General features: G+C 54.9%; 17 protein-coding genes. 6 read left to right on the forward strand and 11 right to left on the reverse strand.

From position 1 onward, the window contains the following. Positions 1–77: 77 nt before the first annotated feature. Positions 78–1,391, reverse strand: a complete 1,314-nt coding sequence (gltP, locus tag LDK53_RS13705) for a glutamate/aspartate:proton symporter GltP (RefSeq protein ID WP_045285544.1) — start codon at positions 1,389–1,391, stop codon at positions 78–80. Positions 1,392–1,814: 423 nt separating this feature from the next. Here gltP and acs point away from each other — a divergent pair, with 423 nt between their 5' ends. The 3 genes from acs to actP all read left to right on the forward strand — a co-directional run bounded on the left by acs (position 1,815) and on the right by actP (position 5,870). Next, on the forward strand, positions 1,815–3,773 hold the full coding sequence (acs, locus tag LDK53_RS13710) for an acetate--CoA ligase (protein WP_059386358.1): 1,959 nt from the start codon (positions 1,815–1,817) through the stop codon (positions 3,771–3,773). A 136-nt stretch (positions 3,774–3,909) separates the two neighbouring features. Further along, complete coding sequence (locus LDK53_RS13715; protein ID WP_025757861.1) at positions 3,910–4,224, forward strand: DUF485 domain-containing protein; 315 nt, start codon at positions 3,910–3,912, stop codon at positions 4,222–4,224. Beyond that, complete coding sequence (gene actP, locus LDK53_RS13720; RefSeq protein ID WP_045285546.1) at positions 4,221–5,870, forward strand: cation/acetate symporter ActP; 1,650 nt, start codon at positions 4,221–4,223, stop codon at positions 5,868–5,870. The genes LDK53_RS13715 and actP overlap by 4 nt, the downstream gene beginning before the upstream one ends. A 32-nt stretch (positions 5,871–5,902) precedes the next feature. On the opposite strand, the gene LDK53_RS13725 is transcribed toward actP, so the two are convergent. Then, the gene (locus tag LDK53_RS13725) at positions 5,903–6,592 is read right to left on the reverse strand and encodes an LrgB family protein (protein ID WP_025757859.1); all 690 of its coding nucleotides are present in this window, start codon (positions 6,590–6,592) and stop codon (positions 5,903–5,905) included. Beyond that, entirely contained in the window at positions 6,585–6,995 is a 411-nt protein-coding gene (locus LDK53_RS13730; RefSeq protein WP_025757857.1) for a CidA/LrgA family protein, read from the reverse strand. Before LDK53_RS13730 ends, LDK53_RS13725 begins: the two co-directional genes overlap by 8 nt. Positions 6,996–7,097: 102 nt before the next feature. Here LDK53_RS13730 and LDK53_RS13735 point away from each other — a divergent pair, with 102 nt between their 5' ends. Then, a complete protein-coding gene (locus tag LDK53_RS13735; protein WP_025757856.1) occupies positions 7,098–7,985 on the forward strand; it encodes a LysR family transcriptional regulator in 888 nt (295 codons plus the stop codon). A gap of 81 nt (positions 7,986–8,066) precedes the next feature. Here LDK53_RS13735 and LDK53_RS13740 read toward each other — a convergent pair whose 3' ends face one another. From LDK53_RS13740 to soxR, 4 genes are all read right to left on the reverse strand, one after another. Continuing rightward, a complete protein-coding gene (locus LDK53_RS13740) occupies positions 8,067–9,713 on the reverse strand; it encodes a Na+/H+ antiporter (protein WP_025757855.1) in 1,647 nt (548 codons plus the stop codon). A gap of 150 nt (positions 9,714–9,863) precedes the next feature. Beyond that, positions 9,864–11,213, reverse strand: coding sequence for a guanine/hypoxanthine transporter GhxP (ghxP, locus tag LDK53_RS13745; RefSeq protein WP_025757854.1), 1,350 nt, complete (start codon positions 11,211–11,213; stop codon positions 9,864–9,866). A 294-nt stretch (positions 11,214–11,507) separates the two neighbouring features. After that, a complete protein-coding gene (locus LDK53_RS13750; RefSeq protein WP_045285549.1) occupies positions 11,508–12,179 on the reverse strand; it encodes a glutathione S-transferase family protein in 672 nt (223 codons plus the stop codon). 360 nt (positions 12,180–12,539) lie between these two features. After that, entirely contained in the window at positions 12,540–12,998 is a 459-nt protein-coding gene (gene soxR / locus LDK53_RS13755; protein ID WP_025757852.1) for a redox-sensitive transcriptional activator SoxR, read from the reverse strand. A 98-nt stretch (positions 12,999–13,096) separates the two neighbouring features. Here soxR and soxS point away from each other — a divergent pair, with 98 nt between their 5' ends. Continuing rightward, positions 13,097–13,423, forward strand: coding sequence for a superoxide response transcriptional regulator SoxS (soxS, locus tag LDK53_RS13760; protein ID WP_013095071.1), 327 nt, complete (start codon positions 13,097–13,099; stop codon positions 13,421–13,423). Positions 13,424–13,429: 6 nt separating this feature from the next. On the opposite strand, the gene LDK53_RS13765 is transcribed toward soxS, so the two are convergent. Further along, positions 13,430–14,995, reverse strand: coding sequence for an EAL domain-containing protein (locus LDK53_RS13765; RefSeq protein WP_025757851.1), 1,566 nt, complete (start codon positions 14,993–14,995; stop codon positions 13,430–13,432). 339 nt (positions 14,996–15,334) lie between these two features. Beyond that, positions 15,335–16,735, reverse strand: coding sequence for a GGDEF domain-containing protein (locus LDK53_RS13770; RefSeq protein ID WP_225287393.1), 1,401 nt, complete (start codon positions 16,733–16,735; stop codon positions 15,335–15,337). A 489-nt stretch (positions 16,736–17,224) separates the two neighbouring features. Between LDK53_RS13770 and LDK53_RS13775 the strand changes: the two genes are divergently transcribed. Next, a complete protein-coding gene (locus LDK53_RS13775; protein WP_025757848.1) occupies positions 17,225–17,506 on the forward strand; it encodes a YjcB family protein in 282 nt (93 codons plus the stop codon). Positions 17,507–17,567: 61 nt separating this feature from the next. Here LDK53_RS13775 and LDK53_RS13780 read toward each other — a convergent pair whose 3' ends face one another. Together LDK53_RS13780 and ssb1 are read right to left on the reverse strand one after the other, a co-directional pair. Further along, entirely contained in the window at positions 17,568–18,203 is a 636-nt protein-coding gene (locus LDK53_RS13780) for a hypothetical protein (protein WP_047957549.1), read from the reverse strand. Between the two features lie 116 nt (positions 18,204–18,319). Next, the gene (gene ssb1, locus LDK53_RS13785) at positions 18,320–18,844 is read right to left on the reverse strand and encodes a single-stranded DNA-binding protein SSB1 (RefSeq protein ID WP_008503384.1); all 525 of its coding nucleotides are present in this window, start codon (positions 18,842–18,844) and stop codon (positions 18,320–18,322) included. Positions 18,845–18,924 lie beyond the last annotated feature (80 nt).

The following is an 18,924-nucleotide window of genomic DNA, read 5'->3' on the forward strand; positions in this document are numbered from 1 at the left end:
GCCGGGTGGCGGCTTCGCCTTACCCGGCCTACAAACCCCGTAGGCCCGGTAAGCGCAGCGCCACCGGGCTTTTTACCTTACCGATCGGCCGTCTTATCAAAACGACCCAGCACCTCGCGTTCATACGCCAGCGCTTTTTTACGATCGAATTTGTGTTCCCACTTGGCGATCACCAGCACCGCCAGCGCATTACCCACCACGTTCAGCGCCGTACGCGCCATGTCGAGGATACGATCCACACCGGCGATAAACGCCAGACCTTCCAGCGGAATGCCGACGCTGCCCAGCGTCGCCAGCAGCACCACGAAGGAGACGCCCGGCACGCCCGCGATACCTTTTGAGGTAACCATCAGCGTCAGCACCAGCACGATCTCCTGCCACAGCGACAGGTCAATGCCGTACAGCTGCGCAATAAAGATAGCGGCGATACTCTGGTACAGCGTCGAACCGTCCAGGTTAAACGAGTAACCGGTAGGCACCACGAAGCTGGTAATCGAGGCCGGCGCACCATAGGCCTCCATCTTCTCAATAATGCGCGGCAGCACGCTCTCTGAGCTTGCCGTGGAGTAGGCCAGAATCAGCTCATCTTTGAGGATACGGATCAGGATCCAGATGCTCAGCCCGCACAGACGCGCCACAATCCCCAGCACCACCAGCGCAAAGAACAGGATGGCGAAATGCACCAGGATCACCAGCTTCGCCAGCGGCCACAGGGAGGCAAAACCGAAGTTCGCCACGGTGACGGCAATAAGCGCAAACACCCCGACCGGCGCATAACGCATCACCATGTGGGTCACTTTAAACATGGTTTCGGAGATAGAGCGGAACACCGTTACCAGCGGTTCACGGTGCGTCGCCGGCAGCGAGGAGAGTCCCAGACCAAACAGCACGGAGAAGAAGATGATAGGCAACATCTCGCCCTTCGCCATCGACGCCACAATATTGGTCGGCACCAGCGACAGGATCGTCCCCATCAGTCCGTGCGCATGGCTTTGCACGTCAGCGGTTGTGCTTTGGTATTTCGAAATATCCACCGTTGCCAGTTGCGACATATCGATCCCGGAACCGGGCTGGAACACGTTCGCCATGGTGATACCGAGAACGATCGCGACCGTAGTGATCACTTCGAAATAGATAATGGTTTTCGCCCCGATGCGGCCTAACTGTTTTGCATCGCCAACGCCCGCAATACCGACCACCAGCGTCGAGATCACAATCGGTACCACAATCATCTTAATCAGATGAATAAAGATATCCCCTGCCGGAGAGAGCAGGTTGGCAATCAGCCATTCGCGGCTGTCGCTGTGATAGTGGAGGTAACTGCCCAGTAAGATGCCCAGCACAAGGGCTAGCAAGATCTGCCAGGCCAGGCTGACTTTAACGTTTTTCATAGAAACTGACTTCCTCAATGAAGCTCCTCAGTCACGCAATGTGAATGAATACGGAGACATACTGAAAGGGTATGCATTGTGTTGCGTTGGTTTATGGGATTTTTTAACGCGGCGTATGAGTATCATTTGCGCGGCCTGTTGCGCAAGCCTTAAAGAACGACGCATTTCACTCATAAAAGCGACGATGACGGGGGTTTGTTCTAATTCTGATAAATAACCGTTTGTTATAAAAACGCTTTTTTAAACATAAATGTGAATAATCGTCAGCATAAATTATTTTCCTTCAAACTTTCATTCGCTCATTTTTCAACCTGTTCAAACAATGCGTGATCTGCAGCCCAAATAATAAACAAAGCTTGTAAAGCCCCTACAATTAACGTTTTTGCGACATATTATTAACATCTTACAAGGAGAAAAAAAGCCATGAGCCAAATACACAAACATGACATTCCCGCAAACATTGCGGACCGTTGCCTGATCAACCCGGAGCAGTACCACGAGAAATATCAGCAATCTATCACCGCCCCGGACGCTTTCTGGGGTGAGCAGGGCCATATCCTGGACTGGATCAAACCCTATCAGAAGGTGAAGAACACCTCCTTTGCACCCGGCAATGTCTCCATTAAATGGTATGAAGATGGCACGCTGAACCTGGCGGCGAACTGCCTTGACCGCCACCTTGCCGAGCGAGGGAATGAGACGGCCATTATCTGGGAAGGCGATGATGCCTCGCAGAGCAAACACATTACCTATAAAGAACTGCACCGCGACGTGTGCCGCTTCGCCAACGTCCTGCTGGAAAGAGGCATTAAAAAAGGCGATGTGGTCGCGATCTATATGCCAATGGTGCCGGAAGCGGCGGTGGCCATGCTGGCCTGCGCCCGTATCGGCGCGATTCATTCCGTTATTTTCGGTGGCTTCTCGCCAGAAGCGGTTGCCGGCCGTATTGTCGATTCCAGTTCAAAACTGGTGATCACCGCCGATGAAGGCGTGCGTGCAGGGCGCGGTATCCCGCTGAAGAAAAATGTCGACGAAGCGCTGAAAAACCCGAACGTTAAAACGGTAAGTAACGTTATTGTCCTGAAGCGCACCGGCGGCAAAATCGACTGGAACGAGGGGCGTGACCTGTGGTGGAGCGATCTGATTGAGAACGCCAGTGACCAGCATCAGCCGGAAGAGATGAACGCGGAAGATCCGCTCTTCATTCTTTATACCTCCGGTTCAACCGGCAAACCGAAAGGGGTGTTGCACACCACCGGCGGCTATCTGGTCTATGCGGCCACCACTTTCAAATACGTCTTCGACTACCATCCTGGTGACATCTACTGGTGTACCGCCGACGTGGGCTGGGTGACGGGACACAGTTACCTGCTGTATGGCCCTTTGGCCTGTGGCGCAACCACGTTGATGTTTGAAGGCGTGCCAAACTGGCCGACCCCGGCGCGGATGTGTCAGGTCGTCGACAAACATCAGGTCAACATCCTCTACACCGCCCCAACGGCGATCCGCGCCTTAATGGCGGAAGGGGATAAAGCCATTGAAGGCACAGACCGTTCTTCATTGCGCATTCTCGGGTCCGTCGGCGAGCCTATCAACCCGGAAGCCTGGGAGTGGTACTGGAAAAAAATCGGTAACGAGAAATGCCCGGTGATGGACACCTGGTGGCAGACCGAAACCGGCGGCTTTATGATCACCCCGATGCCGGGCGCCACACAGCTGAAAGCCGGGTCCGCCACCCGTCCGTTCTTCGGCGTGCAGCCTGCGCTGGTGGATAACGAAGGTCATCCGCTGGAAGGGGCCACCGAAGGCAACCTGGTGATCGTCGACTCCTGGCCGGGCCAGGCGCGTACCCTGTTCGGCGACCACGATCGCTTCGAGCAGACCTACTTCTCAACCTTCAAAAACATGTACTTCAGCGGCGACGGCGCGCGTCGTGACGAAGATGGCTATTACTGGATCACCGGACGCGTGGACGACGTACTGAACGTCTCCGGCCACCGTCTTGGCACCGCGGAGATTGAATCTGCCCTGGTCTCACATCCGAAAATTGCCGAGGCGGCCGTGGTGGGTATTCCGCACAACATCAAAGGCCAGGCGATTTACGCCTACGTCACCCTGAACCACGGGGAAGAACCGTCGCCAGAGCTGTATACCGAGGTGCGCAACTGGGTCCGTAAAGAGATTGGCCCGCTTGCCACGCCGGACGTGCTGCACTGGACCGATTCGCTGCCGAAAACCCGCTCCGGCAAAATCATGCGTCGTATTTTGCGCAAAATCGCGGCGGGAGACACCAGCAATCTCGGTGATACCTCAACGCTCGCGGATCCTGGCGTGGTGGAAAAACTGCTCGAAGAGAAGCAGGCCATCGCCATGCCTTCATAAATTTTTCTCCCTCTCCCTGCGGGAGAGGGCCGGGGTGAGGGCATCAGACCGCACCTTCCCCCCCTCACCCTAACCCTCTCCCCACAGGGGAGAGGGAACTAAAAACAAACCCACCTTACCTCTGGAGAACTCTGTGATGAATAACGATATTTGTCAGCAGATAGAGAATAGTGCGCACTACAGGGAGCTCGTCGATAAGCGGCAACGGTTTGCCTTCATTCTTTCCATCATCATGCTGATTATCTACGTCGGCTTTATTCTGCTGATCGCCTTTGCGCCGCACTGGCTGGGTACCCCGCTGCACGAGGGCACCAGCGTGACGCGCGGTATTCCCATCGGGATTGGCGTGATTGTGGTTTCATTTGTGCTGACCGGCGTCTACGTCTGGCGCGCGAACGGTGAATTCGATCGTCTTAATAAAGCGGTACTGCAAGAGGTAAAAGCATCATGAAGCGCGTCCTGACGGCGCTAGCCGCCACACTTCCCTTTGCCGCCCACGCGGCAGATGCCATTACCGGCGAGGTACAGCGCCAGCCAACCAACTGGCAGGCGATTGTGATGTTCCTGATTTTCGTCGTGCTGACGCTGTATATCACATACTGGGCGTCGAAACGCGTGCGCTCCCGTAACGATTACTACACCGCAGGCGGCAACATTACCGGTTTCCAGAACGGACTGGCGATTGCGGGAGACTTTATGTCCGCGGCCTCGTTCCTCGGGATTTCTGCGCTGGTGTACACCTCCGGCTATGACGGCCTGATCTACTCCCTCGGCTTCCTCGTCGGCTGGCCGATCATTCTGTTCCTGATCGCCGAACGCTTGCGCAACCTGGGGCGCTATACCTTCGCAGACGTGGCCTCATACCGTCTGAAGCAGGGGCCGATTCGCTCCCTCTCCGCCTGCGGTTCACTGGTGGTGGTGGCGCTGTACCTGATTGCGCAGATGGTCGGCGCGGGTAAACTGATTGAACTGCTGTTCGGCCTGAACTACCACGTCGCGGTTGTGCTGGTTGGCGTCCTGATGGTGATGTACGTCCTGTTCGGCGGCATGCTGGCGACTACCTGGGTGCAGATTATCAAAGCGGTTCTGCTGCTGTTCGGCGCCAGCTTTATGGCCTTTATGGTGATGAAACACGTCGGGTTCAGCTTCAATAACCTGTTTACCGAAGCGATGGCGGTCCACCCGAAAGGGGAAGCCATCATGAGTCCGGGCGGGCTGGTGAAAGACCCGATTTCTGCCCTGTCCCTCGGTCTGGGCCTGATGTTCGGTACCGCTGGCCTGCCTCACATCCTGATGCGCTTCTTCACCGTGAGCGATGCGCGAGAAGCGCGTAAGAGCGTCTTCTACGCCACCGGTTTCATGGGTTACTTCTATATCCTGACCTTTATCATCGGCTTTGGCGCCATCATGCTGGTGGGGGCGAATCCGGCGTTTAAAGACGCGGCGGGTGCGCTGATTGGCGGGAACAACATGGCAGCGGTGCACCTGGCTGATGCGGTGGGGGGCAACCTGTTCCTCGGCTTTATCTCGGCCGTGGCCTTCGCCACCATTCTTGCGGTGGTGGCAGGTTTAACCCTCGCAGGCGCATCTGCGGTGTCGCACGACCTCTACGCCAACGTCTTCCGTAAAGGGGCAAGCGAACGTGATGAGCTGAAAGTCTCTAAAATCACCGTGCTGGTGCTGGGCGTGGTCGCCATTCTGCTGGGCATTCTGTTCGAGAAGCAGAACATCGCCTTTATGGTGGGGCTGGCCTTCTCCATTGCCGCAAGCTGTAACTTCCCAATCATTCTGCTCTCCATGTACTGGTCTAAACTGACCACCCGTGGGGCGATGATTGGCGGCTGGCTGGGGCTGTTGACGGCAGTGATCCTGATGATTCTGGGTCCGACCATCTGGGTGCAAATCCTCGGTCACGCCAGCGCCATCTTCCCGTACGAATACCCGGCGCTGTTCTCGATCGCCGTGGCGTTCATCGGTATCTGGTTCTTCTCGGCCACCGACAACTCGCCGGAGGGTAACCTGGAGCGTGAAAAATTCCGCGCCCAGTTTATCCGTTCACAAACCGGTCTCGGCGTTGAGCAGGGCCGCGCGCACTAAGCCATTCTCCCCGGTCGTTCTGGCCGGGGAGCTTAAAACATCACCCACGCCACCAGCGGCGCAATCAGCACCATCACCACGCCTGAAAGCATCATCACCAGGCTTGCCACTACGCCCTCCTGCTGACCCAGTTCATACGAACGTGCCGTGCCCGCGCCGTGCGACGCCGCGCCAAACCCTGCGCCTTTGGCCATCCCTTCCCGAATAGAAAGCCGCAGAAAGAGCATATCGCCGACTGCCATCCCAAAAACGCCCGTCACCACTACGAACAGCGCCACCAGATCCGGCTGCCCGCCGAGCGGTTTCGCGGCCGCCAGCGCAAACGGCGTGGTCACCGAGCGCACGGCCAGGCTGCGCTGAATTTCATCGGGCAGCGTAAACAGCCGTGCCAGCCAGACGGAGCTACAGACCGCCACCACCGTGGCGGTGAGCACGCCTGCGCTGAGCGACATCCAGTGGCGTTTGATGATCGCCAGGTTGTCGTAAACGGGAACGGCAAAGGCGATGGTCGCCGGACCAAGCAACCACAGCAGCCAGTGGGATTCACCAATGTAGTCCTGCCAGGAGATATGACCAAAGACCAGCATCAGCACCAGCAGGATTGGTGTGAAGACCAGCGGCATCAGCGGCAGAGCATGAAAACGGCGATACAGCCGCTTGTTGGCGAAGTAGATCCCCAGCGTAGCAATCAGGCACAGGACGCTTATCTGAAAGTTAGTCATGTTTGTGCCTGCGGATTTCAAAGCGATAGACTTTATCCACCACCCAGGCGGTCGCCCCCAGCACCATCAGCGTACTCAGTGCGATGACCGCGAAGATGCGCCAGCCGTCCACCATCAGCAGTTGGGCATAGTTCACCACCGCCACCACGGCAGGGACAAAAAACAGCAGCATCTCTGCTAACAGCCAGCGCGCGCCGGCGCGTACCCAGTTAAGGGGGATCACGCGACAGAGGATAAGCGTCAGCATCAGCAGCATCCCCACCAAATTGGCAGGCAGCGGCAGATGGAGCCAGCCGACAAGATATTCAGCGAAAACGAACAATCCCGCGTAGAGCAGTACCTGAACCGGTACCTGGAGTCGTTGTACAACGGCAGGCGTAACACGGCTTAACGCCACGGCCATAGGGGTTTTCCTCAAAAATGAGACGAGGCGCCAGTATAGTGAGCGCACGGTGTGGACTGAAATGAATTAAAATCATCACAGGTATAGTTTCGAGGAATAATCATGGACATAAGAACGCTGCGCTATTTTGTCGAAGTGGTTCGCCAGCAAAGTTTTACCCGCGCAGCGGAGAAGTTGTTTGTTACCCAGCCCACCATCAGCAAGATGCTGAAAAACCTCGAAGATGAACTGAACTGTACCCTGCTGATCCGCGACGGGCGCAAGCTGTTGCTGACCGACACCGGACGCGTGGTGTTCGAACGCGGGCTGGCGATTCTGGCGGAGTTCCGCCAGCTGGAAGCGGAGCTGGATGATATAAACCACCTGACGAAAGGGGTGCTGCGCCTCGGCATTCCACCGATGGTGGGGATGATGATGGCCGGGCCGATTAGCCTGTTTCGCCAGCGTTACCCCGGCGTTGAGCTGAAGATTTCGGAGTTTGGTGGGTTAACCGTACAGCAGGCCGTCACCAACGGTGAGCTCGACGTGGCAATGACCGCCCTCCCCGTTGAGGAAGAGAGCGGTCTGGCGACGCTTCCGCTCTTTAGCCACCCGCTGTGCGTGCTGGTTCCCCGCTCCGGCGACTGGCTGAAGAGAGACTCGGTGAAGCCTGAATTGCTCGGTGAGCACCCTCTGTTGATCTACAACGAAGACTTCGCCTTAAGCCGCCAGCTGATGACGCTGTTTCAACACCATAACGTGAAGCCGCGCATTGCAGTGCGCAGCGGTCAGTGGGATTTCCTGGCGGCGATGGTGCAGGCAGGCGTAGGCATTGCCATCCTGCCGCAGCCGATATGCGAACGTCTGGATAAAAACACGCTGCGCTGGATCCCGCTGGAGAGCGATCTGCACTGGCAACTGGGGATGATCTGGCGTGAAGGGGTCTATTTGTCCCAGAGTGCGCAGGCGTGGCTGCAGTGTTGTGAGGGGTTTTGGGTGCGGTCTGAATAGTGCCGGGTGGCGGCTTCGCCTTACCCGGCCTACGGTTCGGACGTAGGCCCGGTAAGCGCAGCGCCACCGGGCAAAAGCGTGCTACTGATTCTCTATCAACAGCGCTTCCAGCAAGTCCAGATCGTGTAACAGCTTTTGCAGCGTCTCGTTGCTGATCTGGCGCGTGGCGCGCAGATGGTACAGCTCGGCACGCTCTGAGCGCAGCGCCGCCAGGCGGAACCGGCGCTCCAGGTTCTCCTCCTGCAGCGAGCTTTCCACATCGTTACGCCCATCGGCGCGGCGACGCAGGTTACCAATCACCCGGGAACTGACTTCCGTCAGCAGCTGATTGTCGATGTTCTCTTCCGCATCCGCGGCCAGACGCTCTTCCATTTTCTGAATCGCGACAATCGCCACTTCAGCGGTGGCCGCACGCGCGATACGCTCCTCTTTGTGCTGCTGAGTCGAGTCCCCCGCGTCAATATGCTGCAGCAAAATCGGCAGCATAATCACGCCGACAAACAGGGAGAACAGGATCACGCCCGCCGCCAGGAACACCAGTTCGTAACGCGCCGGGAAGACATCACCCGTGGGCAGCAACAGCGGAATGGAGAGCACACCGGCGAGGGTGATCGCCCCGCGCACGCCGGCAAAGGAGGCAATCAGCAGCTCACGCGTGGTCCACGAGCCGAACTCCATCGGTTTTTTCTTCAGGAAGCGCACGCTGAACTTTTTCATCGTCCACAGCCAGCCGAAACGCACCAGCATCAGCGCCAGGTAGATCAGCACGATGTCGGTAAACAGCATCCAGACCTCAACATTCGGGTCGGCTTCGGCCGCCACCAGCGAGGATTCCATAATGCCTGGCAGCTGCAGGCCCAACAGCAGGAACACCATGCCGTTAAAGACAAACTCCAGCATCGCCCAGGTGCTGTTGGCACGCAGGCGCATGGCCAGCGGCGCGCGGCGCATCACGCCGGAGCGGGTGATGGTCATCCCTGCCGCAACCGCCGCCAGAATGCCCGACACGCCAATATGTTCAGCAATCAGATAAGAGGCAAACGGCAGCAGGAACAGCAGCACAATCTGCGTCGCCGGCTCATCGCCGCCCCAGCGGCTGAGGAAGCGCAATGAGCGACCGTACAGCCAGCTCACCACGAAGCCTGCCAGGATCCCGCCAATGGCCACCTTAAAGAACTCCAGGGTCGCGCCGCCGACGGTAAAGACCATCGTCCCCATCGCCACGGCCACGGCAAATTTCAGGGCGACCAGACCGGAGGCGTCATTCATCAGCGCCTCACCCTGTAAAATCCCCATGATTTTCTTCGGAATGCGGCCTTCACCCACAATGCCGGACAGCGCCACGGCATCGGTTGGCGACAGCACGGCGGCCAGCGCGAAAGCCGGAATTAATGGGATGCCGGGTACGGCCCAGTAGATGAGAAAACCAATCCCGACCACGGTGACCACCACCAGCGCCAGCGCCAGGCCCAGGATCTCTCGTCCGTGCTCAAGGAACTCGCGCGTCGGCGTTTTCCAGCCATCGGCAAACAGCAGTGGCGGGATAAACAGCACGAGGAACAGTTCGGGGTCAAATTCCACGTGCAGGCCAAACGTCGGCCACGCCAGCAGCGCGCCGATGGCAATTTGCATTAATGGCAGGGGGACCTGAAAGGGCAGTACGCGTGTAACCACCCCGGATAGCGAGACCACAAGGGTCATGATGAGTATTGTGAAGAAGATTTCCATGCGTTCCCTGTTTGCTGTGTTGCTTATTTACTACGGAAGGCGTCGTGCCTTTTATTCTATCTTCCCCAGAGTAACGTAAAAGGCAACAGGATGAGTCCTGAAAATAAAAACGGGCGGCCTGAGCCACCCGTTTTCGCATCAAAGGACAACTCAGATTGCCCAGCCGCCCGCATAGAACGCCACCAGCGCAACGGCAATGACCACGGTACCTACGTTCAGCTTGCGCCACTCACCGGAGACCACTCGGCCAATCACCAGCGACGCGAAGCCGATCATAATGCCGGTCACGATATTACAGGTCAGCACGATAAACACCGCGGTAATCAGACCTGACATGGCGTCGACGAAATCCGCGAAGTCGATTTTCGCCACGTTGCTCAGCATCAGCAGGCCAACGTACATCAGCGCTGGCGCGGTGGCGTAGGCCGGAACCAGATAGGAGAGTGGCGAGAGGAACAGGATCAGCATGAACAGCACGCCAACGGTGATCGCCGTCAGGCCGGTTTTACCGCCTGCCGCCGTGCCCGCGGCGGACTCGATATACACTGCCGCAGGCGCCGCGCCTACCAGGCCAGAGAAGACGCTGCTCAGGGAGTCGGTGGTCAGCGCCTTGCCGCCATCAATAATCTGGCCGTCTTTATCCAGCAGGTTTGCCTGACCCGCAACCGCACGGATGGTCCCGGTCGCATCAAACACGGCGGTCATCACCAGCGCCAGCACGCTTGGCAGGATCACCGGGTTCAGCGCGCCAACGATATCCAGGCTGCCAATCAGGGAGTTGCCTTTATCATCGCTCAGCGACGGCATGGCGAAAATGCCGGAGAAATGAACGTTCGGATCGAAAATCAGGCCGACAATGGAGACGCCGATAATCGTCAGCAGAATGCCGCCCGGGACTTTCAGTTTTTCCAGACCGATAATCACCGCCAGGCCGATCAGCGACATAATCACCGGGAAGCTGGCGAAATGACCCAGCGCCACCGGCAGACCGTCCAGCGGGTTCTTGATGACGAGACCGACGCCGTTGGCGGCGATCAGCAGCAGGAACAGGCCGATACCGATGCCAGTGCCGTGCGCCACGCCCTGCGGCAGGTTGCGCAAGATCCAGCTACGGATACCGGTCGCTGAAATAACGGTAAACAGCACGCCCATCAGGAACACGGCACCCAGCGCAACCGGGACGCTGATCTGCTGGCCCAGCACCAGGCTGAACGCGGTAAACGCGGTCAGAGAGATGGCGCAACCAATCGCCAGCGGCAGGTTCGCCCACAGCCCCATCACGATAGAGCCGACACCGGCCACCAGACAGGTTGCCACAAAGACCGCCGCTGGCGGGAAGCCCGCTTTGCCCAGCATGCCCGGCACCACGATGACGGAGTAAACCATCGCCAGAAACGTTGTCAAACCGGCAACGATTTCCTGGCGCACGGAGCTGCCGCGAGCCGAAATTTTAAACATGGCGTCAAGTGAACCGCCAGTACGCGCAGATGGCGTAGACATAGAAAACATCCCCTGAGAGTTTTTTAGGAAGTCTGTAAGCAAGGTGGAGACGCCGCTGCCAGCTAAACGTCAAATCCTTGTGTTGCGTTTGCGACGAAAGGGCGTCGCAAAAAAAGCAAACGTTTAGCTCCGCACTTACAAACGGGTGGTCAAATTAAGGCAAACGATTATCCAGCCTAATACCCGCCCTTTTCAACTGAACTTTATCGTTTTTCGCTAAAATTCACTTATGACGCTGAAGAAATAAACAGAGGATGCGCAAACGTTATCGTTTATGCGCAATGTGTTTACATTTCAATCCTCACCCGGGATAGATAGCGGGCCACCCTGCTCCAGGGTTTTTTGCCAGCCCGGGCTGTTCTCCACCTTTGTCTTCCATGCCTGAATATGCGGCAGGTTACTGATACCACCGCGTGCCAGCAGGGCAAAGATCGGAAAGCTCATCTGAATGTCGGCCATACTGAGCGCTTTCCCGGCAAACCAGCTGTTTTCAGCCAGATGTGATTCAATAAAGCGCGCATGGGTTTCCAGCTGACGGTTGAGATACGCTTTCTGCACCCCTTGCCCCAGCGCTTTCCCCAGGGTTCTGATACCAAACGGCACGGGTGGCTTGCCGAGACTATTAAAGACCAGCTTCATTAACAGCAGCGGCATCAGCGATCCTTCCGCGTAATGCAGCCAGAAGCGGTACTGCACCTTATGGGCCGGATCTAAAGGCTTAAGCCGGGACTCGGGATCGTACGTTTCCTGCAGGTATTCCAGAATGGCGCCGGATTCGGCAAGGATCAGTCCGTTATCTTCAATAACCGGTGATTTGCCCAGCGGATGCACCTTTTTCAGGGAGGCCGGTGCCAGCATGTTCTTTTCCCGCTGGTAGTGAACGATCTCATACGGCAGCGCGAGTTCTTCCAGCGCCCAGATCACGCGGTGCGAGCGCGACTGGTTGAGGTGGTGTACCGTGAGCATGGTTTTCTCCTGTTATTCATACTTTTTAACTATAGAAAATCGAACAACACCGCGAAAAAAATTCGGCTAAAAAAGCGTGGGGGCGGCTGGCGAAAAAACGGGTCTTGCATAGAATTAAAGTGTCAGCACAATCCGGAACCTCCCCAACCAGCTCGACACGAGGGGTGCTGATGTCGGGGGAAACCCTCCCGTGAACCAGCGGGATAGAGTGAAAGACAAAGACCGGGAAAAACTAAAGCGCCCTTATGTGGCGCTTTAGTTCTTTATTATGCTTTTTGCCGGGTGGCGCTTCGCTTACCCGGCCTACGTTCTCGGTTTTGCAGGCCGGGTAAGACGCAGCCGCCACCCGGCAAACCGATCTCAATCTTCTTCCAGCAACCGCGCCCCCGTCCCCTGCTCGCCCAGCCTGTCTCCCGGGTTACGCAGCGGACAATCGCTACGCGACAAACACCCGCAGCCAATGCAGCCATCCAGTTCATCACGCAAAGCGACCAGCGTATGGATACGCCTGTCCAGCTCTTCACGCCACTGGGATGACAGCTCTTTCCACTCTTTCGGGCTCAGCGTATGCCCTTCCGGCAGTACGCCAAAGGCTTCGCCAATCGTGGCCAGGGGAATACCGATTCGTTGCGCAATTTTGATAATCGCCACGTAGCGGAGCACGTCGCGGGTGTAGCGCCGCTGGTTTCCGGCGTTACGAATGCTTTTGATTAACCCTTTGCTTTCATAGAAGTGGAGCGCCGACACGGCAACACCGCTTCGCTTAGCCACTTCACCGGGGGTTAAAAGCGCTTTTATTCGCGGCAATCTCTTTTCCATAAAACCTCTTTACCTCAAGTTAACTTGAGGAATTATACTCCCCCGCAGAGAAAACGACGAATTAACCGAGATAGTTGTATCTACAGAGGGGCAACCTTATGTCGCATCAGCAGATTATTCAGACGCTTATTGAATGGATTGATGAACATATCGACCAACCGTTGAACATTGATGTGGTCGCGAAAAAGTCGGGCTATTCGAAATGGTATTTACAGCGAATGTTCCGCACGGTTATGCATCAGACGCTGGGTGAGTACATCCGTCAGCGCAGACTGCTGCTGGCGGCGCAGGCGTTACGCTCAACGCAGCGGCCGATATTTGATATCGCGATGGATCTTGGCTACGTGTCGCAACAGACCTTTTCCCGCGTATTTCGCCGTGAGTTTGACCGCACGCCGAGCGATTATCGCCACCAGTTGAACTAAGTACGATCAATGCAAAGGTTGCTGCTGCCAGGTCATAAATTCCTGGGGCGGCATCGCTTTCGCGAAGTGCCATCCCTGACAGTACTGGACGCCGCGCTTCAGCAGCCAGCTTACCTGCTCTGCCGTCTCAACCCCTTCCGCAATGGTTTTAAGCCGCAGACTCTGAGCCATCTCGATGATGTGTTCGGCGATCAGGTGGCTGGTGCTGTTGGTGGTTAAGGTATCGATAAACGATTTATCAATTTTCAGAATATCCACGTTCAGCGAATAAAGGTTATGCAGGTTCGAGTAACCGGTACCGAAATCATCGATCGCGACTTCATAGCCCGCCTGACGGAAAGCCTGAATCACCGGCGTGGTTTTGGGGACATCGATAAAACCGCGTTCCGTCACTTCTATTTTGATTTGCTGGGCACGGACGGCGTAGTGGCGGGCCTTGTCAGAAATCATGGCAATCAGCCGCGAGGAGTGAAAATCCGTGGCCGACAGGTTAATTGAAATATAGAGATGCGGATGCCCGGCCAGGAAATGGCCCAGATCGCTGAACACCTCCTCAACGACATAGTCCGTGATCCGCTCGCTCATGCCCTCTTTTTCCGCCAGCGGGATAAATTCCGCCGGGCTCATCACCTGCCCGTTAAAACCCGGCCAGCGTAACAACGCCTCCGCGCCCACACACTGATTATTCTTAATATCAATAATCGGCTGATAGTGTACGCAAAGCTGACGCTTGTTCAGCGCCCGGTGCAACAAGCGCCCTGGCGAATTAAGCTCACGATGGGTACGGGACCATACCAGCAAAATAATCATGCTGCAGATCATGCCCAGCGGCAGCGTCAGCGTCGCCTGATGATAAAGCGTTTCATAAAAGCGTTTATTCGATGTCGACACAATCGCCGCAATCGGTCTTTTGGGCGATTTTACGACCGTATAAAAACGGTTATCTTTTTGAAATACCGATTCCTTATCCCGAATCATCGAATTTAATAACGACACGTTGGCTTTCTGGCTAACGGAAAAGAACGCATTGGTAACCGTGTCGTATACTCCCCATGAAAGGGAATGATCTTCGGACATGACTTCGCTGTATGAAAGTGGATTAACCACCACCACATAATTTCCGCGCTGCATATATGTCATTTTATAGCCAGTATAAAATGGGGTATCGCGATAATAATAGATAGCGACGTCAGGTTTCCGGGTGTAATTAGCAACGGGAATGGCGTAGGGATGATCCGGTGTAAAAACGGTCGAACAAAGAAAATTCTGACCTTCCGCATAAATTAAATCGGCAACAAACAGGCGGCCACGAACCACGTTCAACATATATTGACGGTGTTCCGGCGTACAACGCTCACCCTGATATTTTGTAGCCTCAATCCGGGCCAGATCAACCTGCTGAATAACCAGCTCGGTTTTGTCTAAAGCCAGTTCAGCAAAGGTGCGTAGCTGGGCGCTTGTTTCTGATACGGCTCTTAGCTGGGCAAACCATAGCGCAAGCATCACCGGCAGCATAACTACCATGATGATCCCTACCACCCTGAGCATCTTGCGCCGTGCGCTACGATTCATTTCCCGCCCTATATCCCTGCATGTTGTACGCCTGTAGTAATGAAGGCCGGATGCTTTGTTAAACAGGTGATTACGTTGCATGAATCATGCGAAGTTAGCAACTGACTTTTAGTATTAAAAATCTTAAATTTCGTTATGACGATAATATTTTCCCGTAAGTGAAACTGTAAGTATTCGTTCCGTTTCAATTAAGGAAAATAATTATCCAGCCCGTAAGCGCGGTGGGAAGATAACACAACAGACGATCGTTGATTAAGCCAAACTTGTGACAGCACGAAAAAAGCACAACCCCATCATGACATTTTATGCTATTTGTTTGGGCGTATTTTGTGCATTGATTTATAAATAATCAGCCACCACCGTTTTTCCTCGTCCCGAATGCTTGGCCTCATATAATGCTTTATCGGCACGCCTCAGTAAGGCTGAAGTATCCCGCTGTCCCCCACTGACTTCGACAACCCCGGCACTAAACGACAGCGACAGCTTTCTCTCACCCACCACCAGCGGGTATGTTTGCAGAAAGGTGCGCAGCCTGGCGGACAACTGCGCAGCGCCATTGCCGTCAGCGTGCGCCAGCAAAAGCAAAAACTCTTCTCCTCCCACGCGCCCTAACGCTGACTCTGAGGGCGCTAACTCACGGATCGCGTTACAAAAGTGAAGGAGCGCCGCATCGCCCACCGGGTGACCCCACTCATCGTTGATCTGCTTGAAAAAATCCAGGTCAAACATCAGGACACAAAAGTGGCTGTTAACCTCCTGCCGGGTATTGGCCGCCAGCGCAAGCTCCAGCTGCTGCAAAATCGCCGAACGGTTAAAGCAGCCGGTAAGATCGTCGGTGGTGGCTTTTACCTCCAGCTCCTGCTCGGCTTTTTTCCGCTCGGTAATGTCCAGCCCAATATTGAGAATAGAGTTGTCCGGCAGCAGAATGTTGGACCACAGTACCGTCAGCCGGGTGCCGTCTTTGCGTAACGGATGCCATTCATACATATCTTTAAGCGGTGAGACATTGACCGACTCCCTGACCCGCCGACGCTCTTCAGGGTCGGGATAAAACAGCGCAAGCGGATCGGCATATTCAGCGATCTCCGCCATCGTCCAGCCGAACACTTTTTCACATTCGGCATTCCACAGCACGCAGCGGTTAAATTTGTCGAAAGAGTTCATTAACACCGGGGCCCGTTCAAACAGGGTCTTATATTGCGTCACGACGCGCTGCATTTCCTGGGCGGTTTTCTCCCGGGCAATAATTTCCGCGAAATAGTCTTTTAATTTTTCGACCAGCACCACGACAATATTTTTCAGAACCGGCAGAGAATAGAGTCGTTCATCAAACCCTAAAAAGAAATAGCCGCTGCAGTGCCAGTTATGGGTCGAAAGTTTGCACAGCACCCCGCTTTGCAGCTGCGCATAGCCGGGATGCTGAGGAGGAAATAACGCGCGGCCAATATTCTCTTTCCAGTAGACCACCCGCCACGAACGATGATGCCGCTCCAGCAGAGTGCCCGCGAGGAAATCGGCGACCTCGAAGGGATGGCAGGTCATCTCCCCGGCGCTGACCACACGCTGCAGGCCGTCATCACCATTTACGCTGACCCAGGCAAGGCTTGCGCCCAGGGCGCGGCTGATAGTCTCCAGCATGTCGGCCAGTGAACATTGGGCATGAAGCTGGGGCATCAGCTTTGCCAGCGCATGCAGCGCCTGCATGCTGTCATTAATAATCTCACGTCGGTTTTCTTTCATTTTTTTTCGCTGATTATCAGGCGATAAACCGGACGCAACTTTCTTCAGATTCGAAATGTCGTCATACCAACGCCACAAGCTGGATCTCAGCGCAGCGAATTAAAACAACGTTGTGTGTAATTAAATACGTACAAATAAATAAAAAAACAATAAAATTCAAAAACCTGAAAGGTTAGCTGCGAGTAAAATTAATTGTCCACTCAAGCATAAGCCATAGGGATATGGCTGTAAACGTTATACAACGCGCCCTCTTTTGCATCGATTTTGCTATCTCAATGAATTCATTATAAAGAGTACGGGGAATGAGAGCTTAGCCTGCAAAGATATATTTTCTCTCAGGCGAATAGGGTTTACAGGCAGCGAGGAATCCCTCTTTTTCATCAGCCCGGGACTGGCGAATAAAACAGCAAACGTGATATAGTTCACACATCTTATGTAACGAAAAAATCTGTTTCATTCAGTTCGTCTGTTTTGTAGAGGATGGGTTTTATGGCAACCATTACTACCAGCATGGTTCTCTTGCGCTGGCCTTTGTTGAGTGCGGTACTGATGTTTTTAGCCAGCACGCTGAACATTCAATTTCGTAAATCTGACTACACGGGCCTTGCTGTCATCAGCACGCTGTTAGGACTGGGCGCGGCCTGTTGGTTTGCAACAGGTCTGCTTGGCATTACCCTGCTGGATATGGCCGCCGTCTGGGAAAATATTAAAGTAGTGATGGTTGAAGCGATGAGCCATACACCACCGGACTGGCCGATGGTCATTACCTGATGGTCGTTTTATAACAAGATGTTAAGAGCCTCTTTTACGAGGCTTTTTTATTTTCAGGGCTTCAGTCCATAACAGGCAGCGGGAATTTACTGATAATCGCCAGGCGGTTCTGGTGGTGTTCTTCATCTCCCCAAAGCCAGTCAACCTGGTTGCCAATATCGCTGTCTCTCTTAATTGGCCTCATTTCACAGGTGATCATGTCGTAGGCATACAAATGATGACCGCTGGCGATGGCGTCGTACAGCCGAGATTGCCAGAAGCTCATACCGTCACGCGTCTGGTGACGATCTGTGATAATGACGTTGTATTTTTCCAGTAAGTATTGGGAAAACACTTTGCCAGGCAGATCGCGTAACACGCCACGATGCGACGGTTTGGGCGACCGCCATATCAGGATTTGCGTTACCGGCATGTAGTTTAAGAAGGCATCTTTCTGATAAATCACGCGATTGTAGTAAACAATCTCTTTGGTGATTTCATTAACTAAGGCCAGTTCAAAATGCTCGTTAGGAATACCCGCAATACGATTTTCAGCCCTGACAAAATGATAGCCTGGAGGGAATGGGCCAAAGCTCAGCTCATCATCGACTGATGCTCGAAGGGAAATCTCATTCAGCAACGTCGTATTATGGCTGTCTACAGTCAGCATTGAGAATGTTTTCTGGACGTCAGCAGGATCAAAGAGTTGTTGTGGCATAGCACCTCGCGGACGATATTATTCAGACAACATTTACACCGTTATGAATGTAATTATCAACCACCGGGTAATATAAGAAGCCCTGCGACAGCAGGGCTTTTCTTAGAGGCTGGAAATCAGAACGGAATGTCGTCGTCGAAATCCATTGGCGGTTCGTTAGACGGCGCCGGCGCAGACTGCTGCTGCGGACGAGACTGTGCGCCGCCGCTGAACTGGTTGCCGCCCTGTGGCTGCTGAGGCTGACCCCAACCGCCCTGCTGCTGGCCACCACCTGCTGGTGCGCCACCGCCCTGACGGCCACCCAGCATCTGCATGGTGCCACCGACGTTAACCACCACTTCAGTGGTGTACTTCTCAGCACCGGACTGATCGGTCCATTTGCGGGTACGCAGCTGGCCTTCGATATACACCTGAGAACCTTTACGCAGATACTCACCGGCCACTTCTGCCAGTTTGCCAAACAGCACAACGCGGTGCCATTCGGTCTGCTCTTTCATCTCACCGGTCGCTTTATCACGCCAGGATTCGGAAGTAGCCAGCGTAATGTTGGCAACTGCGCCACCACTCGGCATGTAGCGTACTTCCGGGTCCTGGCCCAGATTACCGACGAGAATCACCTTGTTTACGCCTCTGCTGGCCATGTTCGTGTCTCCTGAATACGTTTCTTAATAGTGTAAACGCGCGAGTGTACCATTTCCATGCTGCATTTTGATAGCTGCGA

The organism is Enterobacter sp. K16B (genome assembly GCF_020216105.1).
Lineage (GTDB): Bacteria > Pseudomonadota > Gammaproteobacteria > Enterobacterales > Enterobacteriaceae > Enterobacter > Enterobacter sichuanensis.